The sequence below is a fragment of the Streptomyces sp. NPDC027185 genome (genome assembly GCF_055567035.1).
Genome location: NZ_JBVHRF010000002.1, coordinates 50,670 through 68,634 on the forward strand (window position 1 = coordinate 50,670; position 17,965 = coordinate 68,634).

Annotated in this window: 10 protein-coding genes; 1 reads left to right on the forward strand and 9 read right to left on the reverse strand. The window is 73.6% G+C overall.

The genetic code is table 11. The features are described from left to right. Window positions 1–519: 519 nt before the first annotated feature. The 9 genes from ACZ4M8_RS05505 to ACZ4M8_RS05545 all read right to left on the reverse strand — a co-directional run bounded on the left by ACZ4M8_RS05505 (window position 520) and on the right by ACZ4M8_RS05545 (window position 16,191). Entirely contained in the window at window positions 520–1,056 is a 537-nt protein-coding gene (locus tag ACZ4M8_RS05505; protein ID WP_467603569.1) for a GNAT family N-acetyltransferase, read from the reverse strand. Between the two features lie 410 nt (window positions 1,057–1,466). Further along, the gene (locus ACZ4M8_RS05510) at window positions 1,467–2,312 is read right to left on the reverse strand and encodes a GNAT family N-acetyltransferase (protein WP_467603570.1); all 846 of its coding nucleotides are present in this window, start codon (window positions 2,310–2,312) and stop codon (window positions 1,467–1,469) included. Window positions 2,313–2,486: 174 nt separating this feature from the next. Then, complete coding sequence (ispG, locus tag ACZ4M8_RS05515) at window positions 2,487–3,644, reverse strand: flavodoxin-dependent (E)-4-hydroxy-3-methylbut-2-enyl-diphosphate synthase (RefSeq protein ID WP_399085093.1); 1,158 nt, start codon at window positions 3,642–3,644, stop codon at window positions 2,487–2,489. Window positions 3,645–3,830: 186 nt separating this feature from the next. Continuing rightward, window positions 3,831–5,135, reverse strand: a complete 1,305-nt coding sequence (locus ACZ4M8_RS05520) for a M50 family metallopeptidase (protein ID WP_467603573.1) — start codon at window positions 5,133–5,135, stop codon at window positions 3,831–3,833. Further along, the gene (dxr, locus tag ACZ4M8_RS05525) at window positions 5,132–6,406 is read right to left on the reverse strand and encodes a 1-deoxy-D-xylulose-5-phosphate reductoisomerase (protein WP_467603574.1); all 1,275 of its coding nucleotides are present in this window, start codon (window positions 6,404–6,406) and stop codon (window positions 5,132–5,134) included. Before dxr ends, ACZ4M8_RS05520 begins: the two co-directional genes overlap by 4 nt. Before the next feature lie 714 nt (window positions 6,407–7,120). After that, complete coding sequence (locus ACZ4M8_RS05530) at window positions 7,121–9,061, reverse strand: acyl-CoA dehydrogenase family protein (protein WP_467603576.1); 1,941 nt, start codon at window positions 9,059–9,061, stop codon at window positions 7,121–7,123. A gap of 672 nt (window positions 9,062–9,733) precedes the next feature. Next, window positions 9,734–11,191, reverse strand: coding sequence for an aldehyde dehydrogenase family protein (locus ACZ4M8_RS05535; RefSeq protein WP_467603578.1), 1,458 nt, complete (start codon window positions 11,189–11,191; stop codon window positions 9,734–9,736). 684 nt (window positions 11,192–11,875) lie between these two features. Next, window positions 11,876–13,534 carry a PucR family transcriptional regulator gene (locus tag ACZ4M8_RS05540; protein ID WP_467603579.1) on the reverse strand — a complete coding sequence of 553 codons (1,659 nt, stop codon included), beginning with the start codon at window positions 13,532–13,534 and terminating at the stop codon, window positions 11,876–11,878. Window positions 13,535–14,028: 494 nt separating this feature from the next. After that, window positions 14,029–16,191: a type IV secretory system conjugative DNA transfer family protein gene (locus tag ACZ4M8_RS05545; RefSeq protein ID WP_467603581.1), complete on the reverse strand. Its 2,163-nt coding sequence runs from the start codon at window positions 16,189–16,191 to the stop codon at window positions 14,029–14,031. Between the two features lie 251 nt (window positions 16,192–16,442). On the opposite strand from ACZ4M8_RS05545, the gene gabT reads away from it, so the two are divergent. Beyond that, entirely contained in the window at window positions 16,443–17,792 is a 1,350-nt protein-coding gene (gene gabT, locus ACZ4M8_RS05550) for a 4-aminobutyrate--2-oxoglutarate transaminase (RefSeq protein WP_467603583.1), read from the forward strand. Window positions 17,793–17,965: the final 173 nt, after the last annotated feature.

Genomic DNA, 17,965 nt, shown 5'->3' on the forward strand with positions numbered 1-17,965 from the left:
CTCGTAGGGCTCGGTGCCTGCATGGGGCGGGGCGACGGGCGGCGTAAGGCGCTCGCGTGGGGCATGGGGCACGGGGCATGGGGCGGGTAGGAAGCGTGGCGGACGGGACGGTACGAGGCACTGCCTGGGGCGCGGCGCATGGCGCGAGCACGAAGCACCGCATGGAGCGCGGCGCATGGCGGGAGCACGAGGCGCCGAATGGAGCACTGCGCATGGGGCGGCTACCGCGCGCCGGGCCCTGGGGCTTCCGGGCCCCGGGACGCCGGGCCCCGGCCTCGGGGCGGCGCGCGAGGCGGCGGCAGTCCCGTCAGGTCACTGCGGGTGCGGCCCCGGCCTGCCCCACGTTCCGGGCGTCGGGCCGCCCCATGCGGCGTGCGCCGGACCCGCACGATACGGAGCACGCACCCTGGCCACCCCATGCGAAGAGCTCCGTATCGGCCCACACCCGTCCCGTATCGGCCCCGCACCCGCCCCGCGCAGCTGCCCCCTCCGCGGCGGGCCCCGCGCGGGCGCGTGACGTCAGTGGCGGGGCAGGGGCAAGGGGGCGCCCATGACGGCGTAGGGAGTGGGGGCGCTGGGGAAGAGGACGCGGCGGGCGAGGTCCTGGTAGCCGAGGGAGTGGTAGAGCGCGCGGGCGGGGCTCTCGGTGTCGAGGGCGGACAGGATGCTGCGGGGGCACGTGGTGGCGTCGGTCAGCTCGGTGATCAGCCGCCGGCCGATGCCGCGGTGCTGGTACGCGGGGTGGACGTGGAGTTCGGTGATGACGAAGGAGTCGTCGAGCCAGTGGTCGAGCCGCTGGGCGCGCAGGTAGGGCTCGACGACGCCGGACCACCAGTGGGCGCGGTCGTTGGGCATGCCGTAGATGAAGCCGACGAGGCGACCGGTGGGCGTGGTGGCGCCCAGCGCGCGGGCTCCGGGGCACTGCAGGTGCCGGAGGATGATGGGGCGGCGGATGGCCATCTCCCCGTCGGTGAGGCCGAAGGCGAGGGCCTGGACCGCCAGCGCGTCATCCACACGGGCGGCGAGATCGAGGGGGCCGACCGCGATGTCATCCATGGTCGGGAGCGTACAAGGCGGACGACCGGAACAGCACGGTCACAGCCGTACGGTCACGGTGGTGCGGCCGGGCAGAACCGTGCGACGCAAGGCGCCGTCGCACGGCCGAGCCGATGGTGCGTCGCCGCATGGCGCGGCCGCATGGGGCGCCGAGACGGCGCGGCCGCACGGGGCGGACGGCCTCGGGCACCGCACCGACGCGGCGTCCGCACCGTGCGCGAGTGCAGCGGTGCCGCACGGCGCGGACGACGCCCGGCACGAACGACGGCCGCACCACCACGAGCGCATCACGCGCCACACCACAGAACGCACCACGCGCCACACCGCAGAGCACCTCACGCACCGCGCCACGCAGCGCCTCACGCACCATGCCCGGAACGCCGCATGCCGCCCCAGGCGCCCCGCCCCTGTCAGAACAGCACGCTCATGAACGCGCCGACCTCCTCGAACCCCACCCGTCGGTACGCCGCGCGGGCGGCGGTGTTGTAGTCGTTGACGTAGAGGCTGACGACGGGGGCGACGTCGGCGAGGGCGTAGCGCAGGACGGCCGCCATGCCGGTTTCGGAGAGGCCCTTGCCGCGGTGTTCGGGGTCGACCCAGACACCTTGGATCTGGCAGGCGCGGGGGGTGGCGGCGCCGATCTCGGCCTTGAAGAGGACCTTGCCGTTCTCGACCCGGGCGAAGGAGCGGCCGGAGCCGACGAGTTCGGCGACGCGTGCCTGGTAGAGGAGTCCGCCGTCGCCGGCCATCGGGGAGATGCCGACCTCCTCCGTGAACATGGCCACGCAGGCCGGCATGATCAGTTCCATCTCGTTCTTGCGGATGCGCCGGACGTACGGGTCGGGCGCGATCTCCGCGGACGGGGAGCTGGTGACCATGAGCGGCTGGTGGGCGCGGACCTCACGGGCGGGGCCCCATGCGGGCTCCAGGAGGGACCACAGGGCGGCGGTGGCCTCGGCCGGGCCGACGAGGGAGGAGCAGCGGCGGCCCTGGCGGCGGGCACGTTCGGCGAAGCCGCGGACGGCTTCGGGGGTGGCGCAGATGGGGACGAGGTTGGCCCCGGCGTAACAGAGGGATTCGAGGCGGCCGCCGGTGTACCAGCCCCACATCTCGCCGCCGAGCCGCCAAGGATCGAGCCCGGCCACCTGGACGCGGGCGGCGACGAAGGCGTTGGCGACCGGGTCGCGGTCCAGGACCTCCAGGGCGGCGTCGAGCTCCCCCGGCTCCAGAACCTTGAGGGTGGTGGTCGTCAGCACGTGTCGGAAAGCCTCACCGGTGCGGGCCTGGGAGGCCAGGCAGGAGCAGGTTCTCGCACTGTACCTCCCGTCGTCGGACACCACCTATGGCGCTGCGTGTGAGCCCCGCCGCCCCTGGGTACGGGGCGGCGGGGCTCGGTCGCGGCGGGCGCGGTGCGGCGGGGGACGCGGAGGTCAGCCGGCGGTGGTGACGACGGGCTCGCCGGAGGCGACGCCGTCCTTCTCCATCTGCTCGGCGATCTTCATGGCCTCTTCGATGAGCGTCTCGACGATCTTCGACTCGGGGACGGTCTTGATGACCTCTCCCTTGACGAAGATCTGGCCCTTGCCGTTGCCGGAGGCGACACCGAGGTCGGCCTCGCGGGCCTCGCCGGGACCGTTGACGACGCAGCCCATGACGGCGACGCGCAGCGGCACCTCCATGCCCTCCAGACCGGCGGTGACCTGGTCGGCGAGCTTGTACACGTCGACCTGGGCGCGGCCGCAGGACGGGCAGGAGACGATCTCCAGGCGGCGGGGCTTGAGGTTGAGGGACTCCAGGATCTGGAGGCCGACCTTGACCTCCTCTGCGGGCGGCGCGGAGAGCGAGACGCGGATGGTGTCGCCGATGCCCTCGGAGAGGAGCGCGCCGAACGCGACCGCGGACTTGATGGTGCCCTGGAAGGCCGGGCCCGCCTCGGTGACGCCGAGGTGCAGCGGGTAGTCGCACTGCGCGGCGAGCTGGCGGTAGGCGTTGACCATCACGACCGGGTCGTTGTGCTTGACCGAGATCTTGATGTCGCGGAAGCCGTGCTCCTCGAAGAGGGACGCCTCCCACAGCGCGGACTCGACGAGCGCCTCGGGCGTGGCCTTGCCGTACTTGGCGAGCAGCCGCGCGTCGAGCGAACCGGCGTTGACGCCGATGCGGATGGGGGTACCCGCGTCCCCGGCCGCCTTGGCGATCTCCTTGACCTGGTCGTCGAACTTCTTGATGTTGCCGGGGTTGACGCGGACCGCGGCGCAGCCGGCGTCGATGGCGGCGAAGACGTACTTGGGCTGGAAGTGGATGTCCGCGATCACCGGGATCTGGGACTTCTTCGCGATGACGGGCAGCGCGTCGGCGTCGTCCTGGGTCGGGCAGGCGACGCGGACGATCTGGCAGCCGGAGGCGGTCAGCTCGGCGATCTGCTGGAGCGTGGCACCGATGTCGGAGGTGCGGGTGGTCGTCATCGACTGCACCGACACCGGTGCGTCTCCGCCTACGGGTACCGTCCCGACGTGGATCTTGCGGCTGACCCTGCGGTCGGCAAGCTTGGTCGGTACGTCCGGCATTCCCAGCGAAATGGCAGTCATCTGGCGAGCAACCCCAAGGTGTGGATCTAGGTCCCGAAGTCGGCGGGCTCCGGCCTCCGAGATTACGGCACCGGGGTTCCCCGAAGCACATCGTGGCCGCCCGGCCGCGCCGTAGGACGACGGCCGGACGCCCGCGGCACTCCGCGGGACATCCGGCCGTCCTCCTGTGTGACCTGCCGCTTCGCGCTATCCGGTGAGGGTGACCGGGTTGACGACGTCGGCGACGAGGACGAGCAGGGTGAAGCAGATGAACACACCTGCGACGACATACGCGACCGGCATCAGCTTGGCGACGTCGAACGGGCCCGGGTCCGGGCGGCGGACGACCTTCGCGAAGGCGCGGCGCAGCGACTCCCACAGGGCGCCGGCGATGTGGCCGCCGTCCAGCGGGAGCAGCGGCAGCATGTTGAACAGGAAGAGGGAGAGGTTGAAGCCCGCCACCAGGAGGAGCATCGTCGCGACGCGCTGCTCCGGGGGGATGTGGAGGGAGAAGACCTCGCCGCCGACGCGGGCGGCGCCGACCACGCCCATCGGGGAGTCCGGCTTGCGTTCCGCGCCGTTGAAGGCGGCGTTCCACAGATCGGGGACCTTGCCGGGGAGCTGGATCAGGGAGGTGACGCCCTGCTGGACCATGTTGCCCATGCGGTCGACGGACTGGCCGAAGGACTGCTGGACGACGCCGCTGGCCGGGGTGAAGCCGAGGAATCCGGCGGTGACGAACTGGCCGTCGACATAGCCGCCGTGGCCGTCGGTCTTGGCGACCTTGTTCTCGATGAGGTCGGCGTGCAGGGTGCGGCGGGTGCCGTCGCGGTCGACGACGAGCGCGGCGGGACCGGTGGTGTCGCGGATCCGTCCCTGGAGCGTGTCCCAGTCGGGGACGGGCCGGCCGTCGAAGCTGACGATCTTGTCCCCGGCGCGCAGTCCCGCGGCCTTGGCCGGGGAGTCCTTGGCGCCGGTGGGGCACTTGTCGGTCTTGGCGGACGCGGCGATGACGCAGTCGGAGACCGAGCCGACCCGGGTGGTCTGGGTGTTGATGCCGAAGCCCATCAGGACGCCCATGAAGATCGCGACCGCGAGGATCAGGTTCATGAACGGCCCGGCGAACATCACGATGACGCGCTTCCACGGCTTGCGCGTGTAGAAGAGCCGCTTCTCGTCGCCCTCCTGGAGCTCCTCGAAGGCGGCCGAACGGGCGTCCTCGATCATGCCGCGCCACGGTGAGGTGGAGCGGGCCTGGAGCTTTCCGTCGTCACCGGGCGGGAACATCCCGATCATGCGGATGTAGCCGCCGAGCGGGACGGCCTTGATGCCGTACTCGGTGTCGCCCTTCCTGCGGGAGAAGAGCGTCGGCCCGAAGCCCACCATGTACTGCGGCACGCGGATGCCGAACATCTTGGCCGTCGAGAGATGGCCGAGCTCGTGCCAGGCGATGGAGAACAGCAGGCCGACGACGAAGACGACTATGCCGAGGATGGTCATCCAGGTCGTCATGCGCGAGCCTCCGAAGGGGTACGTGCCGCACGGGCGGCCAGTTCGCGGGCGCGGGCGCGCGCCCAGGTCTCCGCCTCCAGTACGTCCGCGACGGTGAGGGAAGTTCCCCGTCCGGGCACGGAGTGCGCGGCGACCACTTCGGCGACCGTATCCACAATCCCTGTGAAAGGCAGCCCGCCGTGGAGGAACGCGTCGACGCATTCCTCGTTCGCGGCGTTGAAGACGGCGGGCGCGGTGCCCCCGAGGTCGCCGACGTGGCAGGCGAGCGGGACGGAGGGGAACGCCTTCGCGTCGAGGGGGAAGAACTCCCAGGTCCGGGCCGTCGTCCAGTCGACGCCGGGCGCGGCGTCGGGGACGCGGTCGGGCCAGTTCATACCGAGTGCGATGGGCATCCGCATGTCGGGCGGGCTGGCCTGGGCGAGGGTGGAGCCGTCGGTGAATTCCACCATCGAGTGGATGTAGGACTGCGGATGGACGACGACCTCGATCTGCGCGAAGGGGACGTCGAACAGCAGATGTGCCTCGATGACTTCGAGACCCTTGTTGACGAGGGTCGCGGAGTTGATGGTGACGACGGGCCCCATGGACCAGGTCGGGTGGGCCAGCGCCTGCTCGGGGGTGACCCCGGCCAGCTCCGCGCGGCTGCGGCCGCGGAACGGGCCGCCGGAGGCGGTGACGACGAGCTTGCGGACCTCCTGGCGGGCGCCGCCGGTCAGCGCCTGGAACAGCGCGGAGTGCTCGGAGTCGACGGGGATGATCTGCCCCGGGGCGGCGGCTTCCTTGACCAGCGGGCCGCCGGCGATCAGCGACTCCTTGTTGGCGAGGGCGAGCACCCGTCCGGCCTTCAGGGCGGCGAGCGTCGGTGCGAGGCCGATGGAGCCGGTGATGCCGTTGAGGACCGTGTGGCAGGAGGAGGCGGCGAGGTCGGTGGCCGCGTCGGGGCCGGCGAGGATCTCCGGCAGCGGCTCCCCCGCGCCGTACCGCGCGCGCAGCGCCTCCCGCAGCGCCGGTACGGCCTCCTCGCGGGCCACGGCGACGGTGCGGACCCGCAGCTGGTGCGCCTGCTCGGCGAGGAGGTCCACCCGGCCGCCGGCGGCGGAGAGCGCGGTCACCCGGAAGCGGTCGGGGTTACGCCGCACGATGTCGATCGCCTGGGTGCCGATGGAACCGGTCGATCCGAGGATCACGATGTCGCGGGGACCGTGCTGCGCCTCCGGGCCCGTGGGAGCCGGGGTGAAACGCAGGTGCGGGTGGGCGAGGGAGTCGGTCATGGGGTCCATTGTGGCCGGTCGCCGGGGTGCCACGCCCCCCGCGTCGGCGTCCGGGCACATACGGCGCGACGGAAACGGGCGAACGGGGCAGGGCGGGCGCGGGGCCGGCGGGGCGTCGCCCCATGCGCGGGGTGGAGCCGTCGCTCGATGCGGGCGCGTGGGGTGGGGCGCGGGGGGAGCCGTCGCCCCATGCGCGGGACGGAGCATCGCCCCATGCGTGGGGGCGGAGCCGTCGCCCGGTGCGGGCGCGGGGGCAGGGACGGGGCAGGGCGCGTGGGGCGGAACGTCGCCCCATGCGTGGGGACGGGGCGTGGGTGGCGGCGCCATGCGCCGGGGCGGGGTCCTGTTCGGGAGAGGGGGCTGCGGCTTGGTGGGGCACGTCGCACGGGGCGCCTGCGTGGCGCGGGGCGGGGGCACCCAGCCTCGGTGGAGTGGGGCCCGCCCGGCGCGTGGGGCGGGCCCCATGCGGACGGCCCCACGTGCCGGGCCCTCTGTGGACGAGTCCACGCGGACGGCCCCATGTCCCGGGCCCCATGCGGACGGCTCCACGTGCCGGGCCCCCTGCGGGCGCCTCGTGCGGACAGCCCTGTACGGGCGCCTTGTGCGCGGCCCCACGCAGGTGCCCCATGCGGTGGGCCCTGTTGAGTGCCCTCGGCTCCCCGCCCCTCCCCCGTCGCGCCGGTGCGGTACCGGTCCTGCCGCCCCGTCCCGGTCCTACGGCGCCCCGGTGCCGGGTCGGCGGATGGGGCGGTGGACATTTTCGTGCGTGCTGGGACCGGGGGTGGCGTCGGCGATCCAGGGGCCCTCGCCGCTGGGGTCGACGACGCCGTCCTCCAGCCAGCGGTAGGCGCCGTCGAGGACACCGGAGACGACCTTGCGGTCGAGGGTGTCGGTGTTGGACCAGAGCCGGGTGAAGAGTGCGTCGGCGCGGAGGCGGGACTGCCGGCAGAAGGCGTCGGCCAGCTGGTACGCCGCCTGCCCGTGGTCGCCGGTCAGCCGCAGGTGCTCGGCCCGTACGCAGGCGGCGCTCATCGCGAACAGTTCGGCGCCGATGTCGACGATCCGCCCGAGGAAGCCCTGCTTGGTCTCCATCCGCCCCTGCCAGCGCGACATCGCGTAGAAGGTGGCGCGGGCCAGCTTGCGGCAGGACCGTTCGACGTACCGCAAATGCCCCGCCAGCGGTCCGAACTCCTCGTACGCGGTGGGGAGCTGCCCGGAGCCGGCGACGAGCCGGGGCAGCCAGCGGGCGTAGAAGCGGCCGGCGTCGACGGCGGCTCTGCCCTTGTCGCCGAGGCTCTTCTCCGGGTCGATGAGGTCGCCCGCGACGGTCAGGTGGGCGTCGACGGCCTCCCGGGCGATCAGCAGGTGCATGATCTCCGTCGAGCCCTCGAAGATGCGGTTGATGCGCATGTCGCGCAGCAGTTGTTCGGCGGGCACGGCGCGTTCGCCCCGTGCGGCGAGCGAGTCGGCGGTCTCGAAGCCGCGGCCGCCGCGGATCTGGACCAGTTCGTCGGCGATCCGCCATCCCATCTCGGAGCCGTAGAGCTTGGCGAGGGCGGCTTCGATCCGGATGTCGTTGCGGTTCTCGTCGGCCATCTGGGAGGAGAGGTCGACGACCGCCTCCAGGGCGAAGGTCGTCGCGGCGATGAAGGAGATCTTGGCGCCGACGGCCTCGTGCGCGGCGATCGGCCTGCCCCACTGCTCGCGGACGGCCGACCACTCCCGGGCGATCTTCAGGGCCCACTTGCCGGAGCCCACACACATCGCCGGCAGCGACAGCCGTCCCGTGTTGAGGGTGGTCAGCGCGATCTTCAGGCCGGCGCCCTCGGGGCCGATCCGGTGCGCGGCGGGCACCCGTACCCGGTGGAAGCGGGTGACGCCGTTCTCCAGCCCGCGCAGGCCCATGAACGCATTGCGGTGCTCGACGGTGATCCCGGGCGCCGTGGTCTCGACGACGAAGGCCGTGATGCCGCCCCGGTGCCCGGCTACGGCAGGGACCCGCGCCATGACCACCAGCAGATCGGCGATGACGCCGTTGGTGGTCCACAGCTTCACCCCGTCGAGGATGTAGTCGTCGCCGTCGGGGACGGCGGTGGTCGCCAGGCGCGCCGGGTCGGAGCCGACGTCCGGCTCGGTGAGCAGGAACGCGGAGAGGTCCGTACGGGCGCAACGGGGCAGGAAGGTGTCCTTCTGCTGCTGGCTGCCGAAGAGCTTCACGGGCTGCGGGACGCCGATCGACTGGTGCGCGGAGAGCAGGGCACCGACGGCGGGACTGGCGGAGCCCACGAGGGCGAGCGCCTTGTTGTAGTAGACCTGCGTGAGGCCGAGCCCGCCGTACTTCGTGTCGATCTTCATACCGAGTGCGCCGAGTTCCTTGAGTCCGTTGACGGTCTCGTCGGGGATCCGGCCCTCGCGTTCGATCCGGGCGCCGTCGATCCGTGTCTCGCAGAACGTGCGCAGCGCGGCCAGGAACGCCTCGCCGCGCCGGACGTCCTCCGCCGCCGGGCTGGGGTGCGGGTGGATCAGATCGAGCCGGAAGCGCCCGAGGAACAGTTCCTTGGCGAAGCTGGGCTTGCGCCAGTTCTGTTCCCGGGCCGCCTCGGCGACCTGCCGTGCCTCGCGCTCGGAGACGTTGCGGGTGGTCGGAGCGGACATGTCGGGCTCACCTCGCCGCGTGCGGATGGACGTGCCGACGAACCGGGGCCGACGGGACGGCGCCCCCTGGGCACTCGTGGACTACTTGCGAGGATTACCCGGTATGCGGCTTGTACACCAATGCTGCGCGGTCCTCGGGCCTTCCCGGAAGGGGCCACCGGCCTGGGGTTACGGGCTCCTCGGCCCGTGCGTGCGGTTGGGCCGGTGGGGCGGTGCGTCTGCTCCGTACGGGCAGGCGGGGGCGCGCTTCCCGGGCGGGCCGCGCGGGGCCGGGCGAGCGGTGTGCTTCCGCGTGGCGGAGGGGCGGCGGTGCGCGGGCGCACGGGGCGGTTGCACGGGGCGGCGAGGCGGTGGAGCAGCCACGTGGTGCCGAGCGGGGCCGGCCGCCGCATGGGGCCGCCGCGCCATGCGGCGGAGCCGGCTCGTACGGGGGGGGGACGCCGCCGCCCCAGGCATGGGACGGCGCAAAGGGGGCACGGCGCGGCTCCACGCACAGGTCCTCTGCCCCATGCGCTGCGCATGGGGCAGAGGAGCCCCGGGCCGGCTGCGAGCCGGGAGACACGCCCCGGAAAAGACGGAACGGCCCGCCGCGGGGCCGTTCCGTGAAGATCTGCGACGCCCCGAGCCGGGGTGAGGGGGGCGCGCCGCGGCCGGCGGGCCGGGCGCCGCCCCTCAGAGGGCGAGGCCGGTCAGGACCAGAACCCGCTCGTAGGTGTAGTCGTCCATGGCGTAGCGGACACCCTCGCGGCCGACGCCGGAGAGCTTGGCGCCGCCGTACGGCATCTGGTCGGCGCGGTACGAGGGCACGTCGCCGATGATCACGCCGCCGACCTCCAGCGCACGGTGCGCACGGAACGCCGTCTGTACGTCGTGGGTGAACACTCCGGCCTGGAGCCCGTACTTGGAGTCGTTGACCGCGGCGAACGCGGCGGCCTCGCCCTCGACCCGGGTCACCGAGAGCACCGGCCCGAAGACCTCCTCGCGGGCGAGGGTGGTGTCGGCGGGGAGGTCGGCGAGCACCGTGGGGGCGTACGCGGCGCCTTCCCGCTTGCCGCCCGTGAGCAGCGTGGCGCCGGCCGCGACGGCTTCGTCCACCCACGCCTCGACGCGTTCGGCGGCGGCCTGGCTGACCAGCGGGCCGACCTCCGTCGCGTCGTCGGACGGGTCACCGGTGACCTGCGCCTCGACCGCGGCGACGATCTTGGGGACCAGGCGGTCGTAGACCTGCGCGTCGGCGATCACCCGCTGCACCGAGATGCAGGACTGGCCACCCTGGTAGTTGGAGAAGGTGGCGATCCGCTGGGCGGCCCAGTCCAGGTCCGCGTCGGAGGCGTAGTCGGCGAGGACGACCGCCGCGCCGTTACCGCCCAGCTCCAGCGTGCAGTGCTTACGGGGCACCGAGTCGAGGATGTCGTAGCCGACCTTCTCGGAACCGGTGAACGAGATGACGGGCAGCCGCTCGTCCTGCACCAGCGCCGTCATGCGGTCGTTGGGAACCGGGAGGATCGACCAGGAACCGGCCGGGAGGTCCGTCTCGGCGAGGAGCTCACCGAGGATCAGGCCGGAGAGCGGCGTGGCGGGGGCCGGCTTGAGGAAGATCGGCACACCTGCCGCGAGGGCGGGGGCGATCTTGTGGGCGCAGAGGTTGAGCGGGAAGTTGAACGGGGCGATGCCCAGCACCGTGCCCCGCGGGAAGCGGCGGGTCAGCGCCAGGCGTCCGGCGCCGCCGCCGTCGGTGTCCAGGCGCTGCGCCTCGCCGCCGTTGAAGCGGCGGGCCTCCTCGGCCGCGAAACGGAAGACGGACACGGCGCGGCCGACCTCGCCACGCGCCCACTTGATGGGCTTGCCGTTCTCCGCGGAGATCAGCTGCGCGATCTCCTCCGTACGCTCGACCAGGCGGCGCTCGACGTGGCTGAGGGCCGCGGCGCGTACGTGGGCGGGCGTGGCGGCGAACTCGTCCTGGACGGCGAGGGCGGCGGTGATGGCCTCCTCGACCTGCTCCTCGGTCGGGACGCTCACCGTGCCGACGAGCCGTCCGTCCCAGGGGGAGGTGACGTCGAAGGTGGTGTCACCGGTGGCCTCGCGGCCGGCGACCCAAAAGGCGGTGGGGGCTGCAGCATGGTTCGGCACGTGGATCCCGGCCCTTCCGAAGTGGTGGGTGGTGCGCACGGACCGGCGAGCAGATCCGCGCTGTCGACTCTGCCCCCACCGTAGGGGTGCGACGTTCCCCTGACGTTTGTCCGAAGCGGCGCAATCCGTCCGTGTGTCTCTCCGCGATGGACGAGGCAGGGACGCCCGGGGCGGCGCGGGACGGTGAGTGGTGGGTGCCGGGGTGCGTCGGCCACCGCCCCATGGGGCCTCGTCGGCCACCACCTCATGGGGCTTCGGGTGTGACGGCGGGACACGGCCCCGCCGGCCATCGGACTGGGGGCGCGCCCAGGCCCCATGGCGCGGCGCGTGGGGCGGCGTCGCCTGCGTGGGGCGGGGCCATGCGCCATGCGTGGGGCAGGCGTCGCGCGCTCGCACGGGGCACCCGCGGGATGGACGGGGCCCGGCGCGGTCACCGGCCCAGGCGTCTTCACGGTGCCTCGCGCCCGGGGCCCCGTGCCATCGGTCGGCCGTGGCCGTACGCGCACGAGGCGTCGGGCTTTGCGCTCCATGCCTGCGGGGAGGAGGGCCTGGGCGGTCAAGGACCGCCCCATGCCCCATGCCCCATGCCCCATGCCCCATGCCCCATGCCCCATGCCCCATGCCCCATGCCCCATGCCCCATGCCCCATGCCCCATGCGGAGCGTACGGCCGGTGGGGGTGGGTTCACTCCCCCGGCGTGCTGGGGGTGCCGTGGGGGTTCTCGGTGCCTGAGGTGGCCTTGAGGGCGAGCCAGAGTTCCATCCGTACGTCCGCGTCGTCCAAAGAGCGGCCCAGGATCTCCTCGACGCGGCGCATGCGGTACCGGAGCGTGTGGCGGTGCACCCCGAGGTCGGCGGCGGCGGCGTCCCACTGACCGTGCCGCGAGAGCCAGGCGCGGAGCGAGGCCACGAGGTCCCCGCGGCCCGTCGCGTCGTGCTGCCGCAGGGCGCGCAGCAGACCGTCGGCGAAGGCCCGGACGGCGTCGTCGGCGAGCAGCGGAAGGACGGATCCGGCGGCGACGTCCTCGTGCTCGACGAGTACGCGGCCCCGTCGGCGGGCGACGGAGAGCGCCTGTTCTGCCTGACGGTGTGCGGTCGGCGCGACGGCGGGACCGGTCGGCGCGGAGAGCCCCGCCGCCAGCCCCGTGCCTCCGTACGGGGCCTCTGCACGGGGCGCGCCGGCGCGTGACGGGGAGGGCGTGTCCGGACGGTCCTCGGCGTCCGCCGCGAAGCGGACACACGCGTCGGCTGCGGCCCCGCCGTCAGCGACCAGCGCGGTCAGCCGCCCCGTCTCGGGGACGACGAGCACCGCCTCCCCCGTACGGGCGGCCGCGGACTCCAGGACATCCGCGAGGCCGTCGAGCGCGCCCGGCCCCGCGCCGTCGGCGGCGGCGCCGGCCACCGATTCGGCGACCAGCACCCGGAACGGGGCCTGAAGCAAGCTTCCGTAGAGCCGTCCCGCCACGGAACGGGCGTGGTCCGGCTCGCCGACCAGCAGCATCTTCAGCACGGCGGAGGCGAGCCGGGTCTCGGCGTCCTGGAGGGCGCGGGAGCGCTCCGTGGCGAGCGTGAGGAGGGCCACGGCGGAGTGGACGGCGTAACGTTCCGCCGTCCCCAGGGCCGCCCCCGTGCCGACCGCGAGGACGCCCCGTGCCCGCCGCCCCGTGCCCAGCGACTGGAGTTCGACGCGGTCGTCGCCCTCCGCCGCGCTGATCACCGCGCTGGCGGGCGCGGGGCGCTCCCGCAGCCGGGCGACGTCGGAGGTGAGCCGGGCGGCGCGGCGAGCCGCCCATTCCGGCGCGGCGGCCAGCACGGCGCCGGACGCGTCGTACAGGGCGGCCCAGCCGTCCAGGTGCGCGGCGAGCCGGGCCAGCAGTTCGCTCGGCCCTTCGGCGCTCAGGGCGGCGCGGGTCAGTTCCCGCTGGGCCTCGAACCCGGCGGTCACGGCGCGGTACTGGTCGGCGGCGACGGCGGCGGACACGGCCTTGCTGATGGCGATGAACGGAGTTCTGCGGGGCACGCCGAACAGCGGCAGCCCTTCGGCGCGCGCCGCCGAGACGAGCGCCTGGGGCACCTCGTCGTAATTGACGCCGATCGCGAAGCCGAGGCCGATGACACCCGCGCGAGCGACCCGGCGCACGTAGGCGCGCGCGGCCTCCTCGTCCTCGGCGTCCAGTTTCAGCGCGGTGATCAGCAGCAGTTCGCCGCCCTCCATGTAGGGCACCGGGTCGATCAGCTCGCTGGCGTGCGCCCAGCGGACGGGGACGTCGAGGCGGTCCTCGCCCGCGAGCACGGTCAGCTTGAGCGCGGTGTGGTTGACCAGGGAGGCGAGGGTGTGCGGCATGAAACCTTCGACGGCTACGGGGCCGGCGGCCACCGCCGTGGGGCGGGGGCGGCACCGCCCGGGGTTGGGCCGTCCCGTATGAACGGTCACCACCGATTCTGCCTCAGCGGCGACCGGAGCAGCCGGGCGGCACACACCGCCGACCAGGGCGCATCCGCGCCGCTCCCGCACCGTGCGGCACGGCGTACGGCGCGGGCACGGACGGTACGGGGGCAACCGCGGGGCTCCCTCGTGGCCCCGAGGGACCGCAGGGCGCCGCGCATGGGGCGGCCGCGTGGGGCGGCGCCGCCCCATGCGGCCACGGCGGGGCACCGCGCACGTTCGCCGACAGCTCTCAGGCCGTAGGGCCCTACACGAGGCGCCGCCACCGGTTCTCGGCCCTCCGCTGCGGCCCCATGCGCGGCGCGTGGAAGGAGACGGGCCGCGCACGGGGCCGCGGCGGAGGGCCATCGACAACTCCCCGGCGCCCCGCCCACGGAGCACCGGAGAACTCGCTACCTCTGCAGATCGACCAGAACCGGCGGCGCGTGGTCACCGCGTACCGAGGTGACCGAGAGCACCGCGTGGCCGGGCGGGACGGCGTTGGCGAGGTCGGAGGCGGACCAGCGCTCCCGTTCGACGGTGCGGACGGTGATGGCCTTGGCCGTGGCCGTCTTGCCCGTGGCCACGCGGCGGAACGCGTGGAACGCCTTGCCCGCGGCGCTGTACGCGATGATCTGCCGGTCGGTCACGTCGCGGGTCTCCACCCACTCCTTGCCCCACACCTCGGCGAACCGCGCCCCGTCCCAGGGCGTGATGCCGGCGAATGCCATCCGGCACCCGACCGCACCGAGCAGCGTGCTGCGCAACGCCTCGGGGACATCGTCCAGCCCGCGCAGCGACAGCACCACGCCCGCGTTGGCCGCCCGCAGCCGTTGCAAGCCCCGCAGCGCCTCGGCGGTGACGGTGTGCGCCGCGTCGTCGAGGACCAGACAGGCGAAGAGGGAGCGGTCGGTGCGGGCCACGGCGGACTCGGTGAACTGGGCCAGCATCAGCCGGGCGAGGATCCGCGACGCCTCGGCGTGGCCCCGTTCGGGGAGTTCGACGCGTACCCGCAGCGGCTGGTCGAGGGAGCGCAGTGACACCTGGCGGGTGCGCCCCGTGGTGTCGAAGAACCCGGCGAAGGCGGGGCGGTCCAGCAGCGCGATCCGGTCGGCGAGCCGGGCCCCGGCATCGTCCGGCCGCTCGGCCTGCCGGGCGCGGGCGTCCAGTTCCCGCAGCTGGGCCGTGGCGCCCGCGGCGCGCAGGGCCGTGCGCAGCTCCGCCACCGGCTCCGGCACACCGTCGAGGAGTTCACGCAGCTCCGGCACGGAGGGGAAACGGCCGTGGACGGCGCGGAACGGGCCGAGGAGCTGCCCCAGCGCGGTCGCCGCGCGTCGGCCGTCCGCGCCGGGCTGACCTGCCGCCAGATCCCCGACCAGGGCCTCGGCGAGGATGCCGGCCGCCTCGTCGGGGTCGGTCGCCCCGCCGTAGAGATCGAGATCGGTGTCCTGATCGGGACGGCCGACACGGACCACCACGTCGAAGGCGTCATCGGGCCCCAGGTCCGCGCCCATGGGGCCGACGGCGACGACGGCGCACCGCCGGGCGAGCGCCTGGAGGCACATCGACTCGACGACCGGCTTGAGCACCCGGCCGGTCTTACCGCTGCCCGGCGGACCGACGGCGAGCAGGGAGGTTCCCAGCAGGCCCGGGTCCAGGGCGAGACCGGCACCACGGTGCCGGTGCGGGTTGCGTTCGTGGTCGGCGGCGACCCCGATGCGTACCTGGTGCGCCAACAGGTCGTGGTGGGCGCTCCTGCGGGGCAGGTCCCGCGCGCCGGAGGGGTGCACGCCGGCGGCGGCGCCGTGCCGCAGGACGGTGTCGGTGAAGGACGCGAGGCGGCCCGCGTCGCCCCGTGCGGCGCGCCATGCGTGGTCGATACGGGCCACATCGACGTCGTTCATCCGCCCCGTGCGGGCCTCGGCGGTGAGTTTGTCGGCGGCGTCGGCGGCGCCCGCGGCGCGCAGCTCGGGCCATTGCGCGCGGTCCGCGGCCGGTTCGGGCTGCGCCATGGGGGCGCGCTCCCGTGTCCGCCGCAGCAGCGGACCGGCCGCCCGGCGGAGCAGCTCGGGCCAGCGGCCGAGCCGGCCGAAGACCACGGCGATACCGGCGATCCACAGCCCGTAGTAGAGGTTGACGACCCAGATGGTGAAAGTGCCGCTGGTGCGCCAGGAGTCCGGGGTGAGGGCGTAGAGCGGCCACACCCAGTAGGTGCCCAGATACCCGTTCCACAGCAACGACCACAACAGCCACCCGCACAGCGCCGAGATGACCGCCCCGCTGATCAGCTGCCGCAGCGGGGCGCGGTCGGGGTCGGCGGCGGGACGGGGGCGGTGGCCGTACGTCCAGATGCCCGGCGCGGCGGCGGGGCGCGGGGTGCGGAGCCAGCGCAGGACCGGGGGTTCGGGCGCCGCCTCGTGCGGGGCGGACGGCGGGGCCGCGGGGGGCGGCGGAACGGCCTGCGACGGGGCGGCGGGCGGGGCGGCCGGGCGCGGGACGGTGGGTTCGGGTCGGGGTGCTCCGTGTGGTGGCGGCGGAACGGTGTGCGGTGCGTCGTGCGTGCCCTCGGTGTCCATACCGGTGCCCCTCGTCCCCCTCGGACTGTGCCTGCGTCATGCGTGGGCCGTGCCCGCGTGGCGGCGGCGCGGGTGCGCCGTCGTGCGGTACGCCGCCGCTCAATCTACTGGCCCCGTGCCCTCGCTATGTCCGGCGCGGACAACGCAACACGCGCACTTCTCCCGAACGGAACATGCCAGACCCCCGTCACCGCCCCTAGCCTGCGGGAAAAGACCTTTCGTACGTCCCCTTCCACCCCCAGGAGACTGCCATGACCGAACTGTCCGGAGGCCCCGCCCTCCCCCAGGAGCGTCGCGTCGTCACCGCGATCCCCGGCCCCAAGTCGCAGGCGCTGTGGGAGCGTAAGCAGGCCACCGTGGCGAGTGGTGTCGGTGCGGTGCTGCCCGTCTTCATCCAGCGCGCCGGTGGTGGTGTTCTGGAGGACGTCGACGGCAACTCCCTCATCGACTTCGGCTCCGGCATCGCCGTGACGTCGGTCGGCAACAGCGCGGAGGCCGTGGTGCGCCGCGCCACGGCGCAGCTCGCCGACTTCACCCACACCTGTGCGATGGTCACGCCGTACGAGCCGTACGTCGAGGTCTGTGAGCAGCTCGCGGAGCTGACGCCGGGTGACCACGCGAAGAAGTCCGCGCTGTTCAACTCGGGTGCGGAGGCGGTGGAGAACGCGGTGAAGATCGCCCGCGCCTACACCAAGCGCCAGGCGGTCGTCGTGTTCGACCACGGCTACCACGGCCGGACGAACCTCACGATGGCGCTGACCGCGAAGAACATGCCGTACAAGCACGGTTTCGGACCGTTCGCGCCCGAGGTCTACCGAGTGCCGCTGGCCTACCCGTACCGCTGGCTGACCGGCCCGGAGAACTGTGCGCAGGAGGCCGCCGAGCAGGCCATCTCGCAGATCACCAAGCAGATCGGCGCGGAGAACGTCGCGGCGATCATCATCGAGCCGGTGCTCGGTGAGGGCGGTTTCATCGAGCCGGCGAAGGGCTTCCTGCCCGCCATCGCGAACTTCGCGAAGGAGAACGGCATCGTCTTCGTCGCTGACGAGATCCAGTCCGGTTTCTGCCGCACGGGGCAGTGGTTCGCGTGCGAGGACGAGAACATCGTCCCGGACCTGATCACCACCGCCAAGGGCATCGCGGGCGGTCTGCCGCTGGCCGCGGTGACCGGTCGCGCCGAGATGATGGACGCGGCGCACGCGGGCGGCCTCGGCGGTACGTACGGCGGTAGCCCGGTGGCGTGCGCGGCGGCGCTCGGCGCCATCGAGACCATGCGCGAGCTGGACCTGAACGCCAAGGCTCGCCGGATCGGCGAGATCATGAAGGCGCGTCTGGGCGCCATGGCGGAGAAGTTCGACATCATCGGCGAGGTCCGCGGGCGCGGCGCGATGATCGCGATCGAGCTGGTCAAGTCCGGTTCGAAGGAGCCGAACGCCGAGGCCACCGCCGCACTCGCGAAGGCCTGCCACCAGGAGGGCCTGCTGGTCCTGACCACCGGTACGTACAGCAACGTGGTGCGTTTCCTGCCGCCGCTGGTCATCGGCGAGGACCTGCTCAACGAGGGTCTGGACATCCTGGAGACGGCGCTCGCGGAGCTCTGACCCGGGCGCCTGCCGACGGGACGGGTAACGGGCCGGGCCAGGACAGTGCGTCGGCCGCTCCGGTCGGCGGCCGACGCTCCGTCGCCCCGGGTGCCCCGGACGCCCCGGTCCGGCTTTCCGTCCGGTGACGGTGGTGCTCCACCCGATGGTTACAGCGCTTCGGCCCGGGGTGC

Bases quoted from the DNA above. Each gene is read 5' to 3' on its own strand.
- ACZ4M8_RS05505 (WP_467603569.1), bottom strand. From the start codon at position 1,056: ATGGATGACATCGCGGTCGGCCCCCTCGATCTCGCCGCCCGTGTGGAT.
- ispG (WP_399085093.1), bottom strand. From the start codon at position 3,644: ATGACTGCCATTTCGCTGGGAATGCCGGACGTACCGACCAAGCTTGCC.
- ACZ4M8_RS05520 (WP_467603573.1), bottom strand. From the start codon at position 5,135: ATGACGACCTGGATGACCATCCTCGGCATAGTCGTCTTCGTCGTCGGC.
- dxr (WP_467603574.1), bottom strand. From the start codon at position 6,406: ATGACCGACTCCCTCGCCCACCCGCACCTGCGTTTCACCCCGGCTCCC.
- ACZ4M8_RS05530 (WP_467603576.1), bottom strand. From the start codon at position 9,061: ATGTCCGCTCCGACCACCCGCAACGTCTCCGAGCGCGAGGCACGGCAG.
- ACZ4M8_RS05540 (WP_467603579.1), bottom strand. From the start codon at position 13,534: ATGCCGCACACCCTCGCCTCCCTGGTCAACCACACCGCGCTCAAGCTG.
- ACZ4M8_RS05545 (WP_467603581.1), bottom strand. From the start codon at position 16,191: ATGGACACCGAGGGCACGCACGACGCACCGCACACCGTTCCGCCGCCA.
- gabT (WP_467603583.1), top strand. From the start codon at position 16,443: ATGACCGAACTGTCCGGAGGCCCCGCCCTCCCCCAGGAGCGTCGCGTC.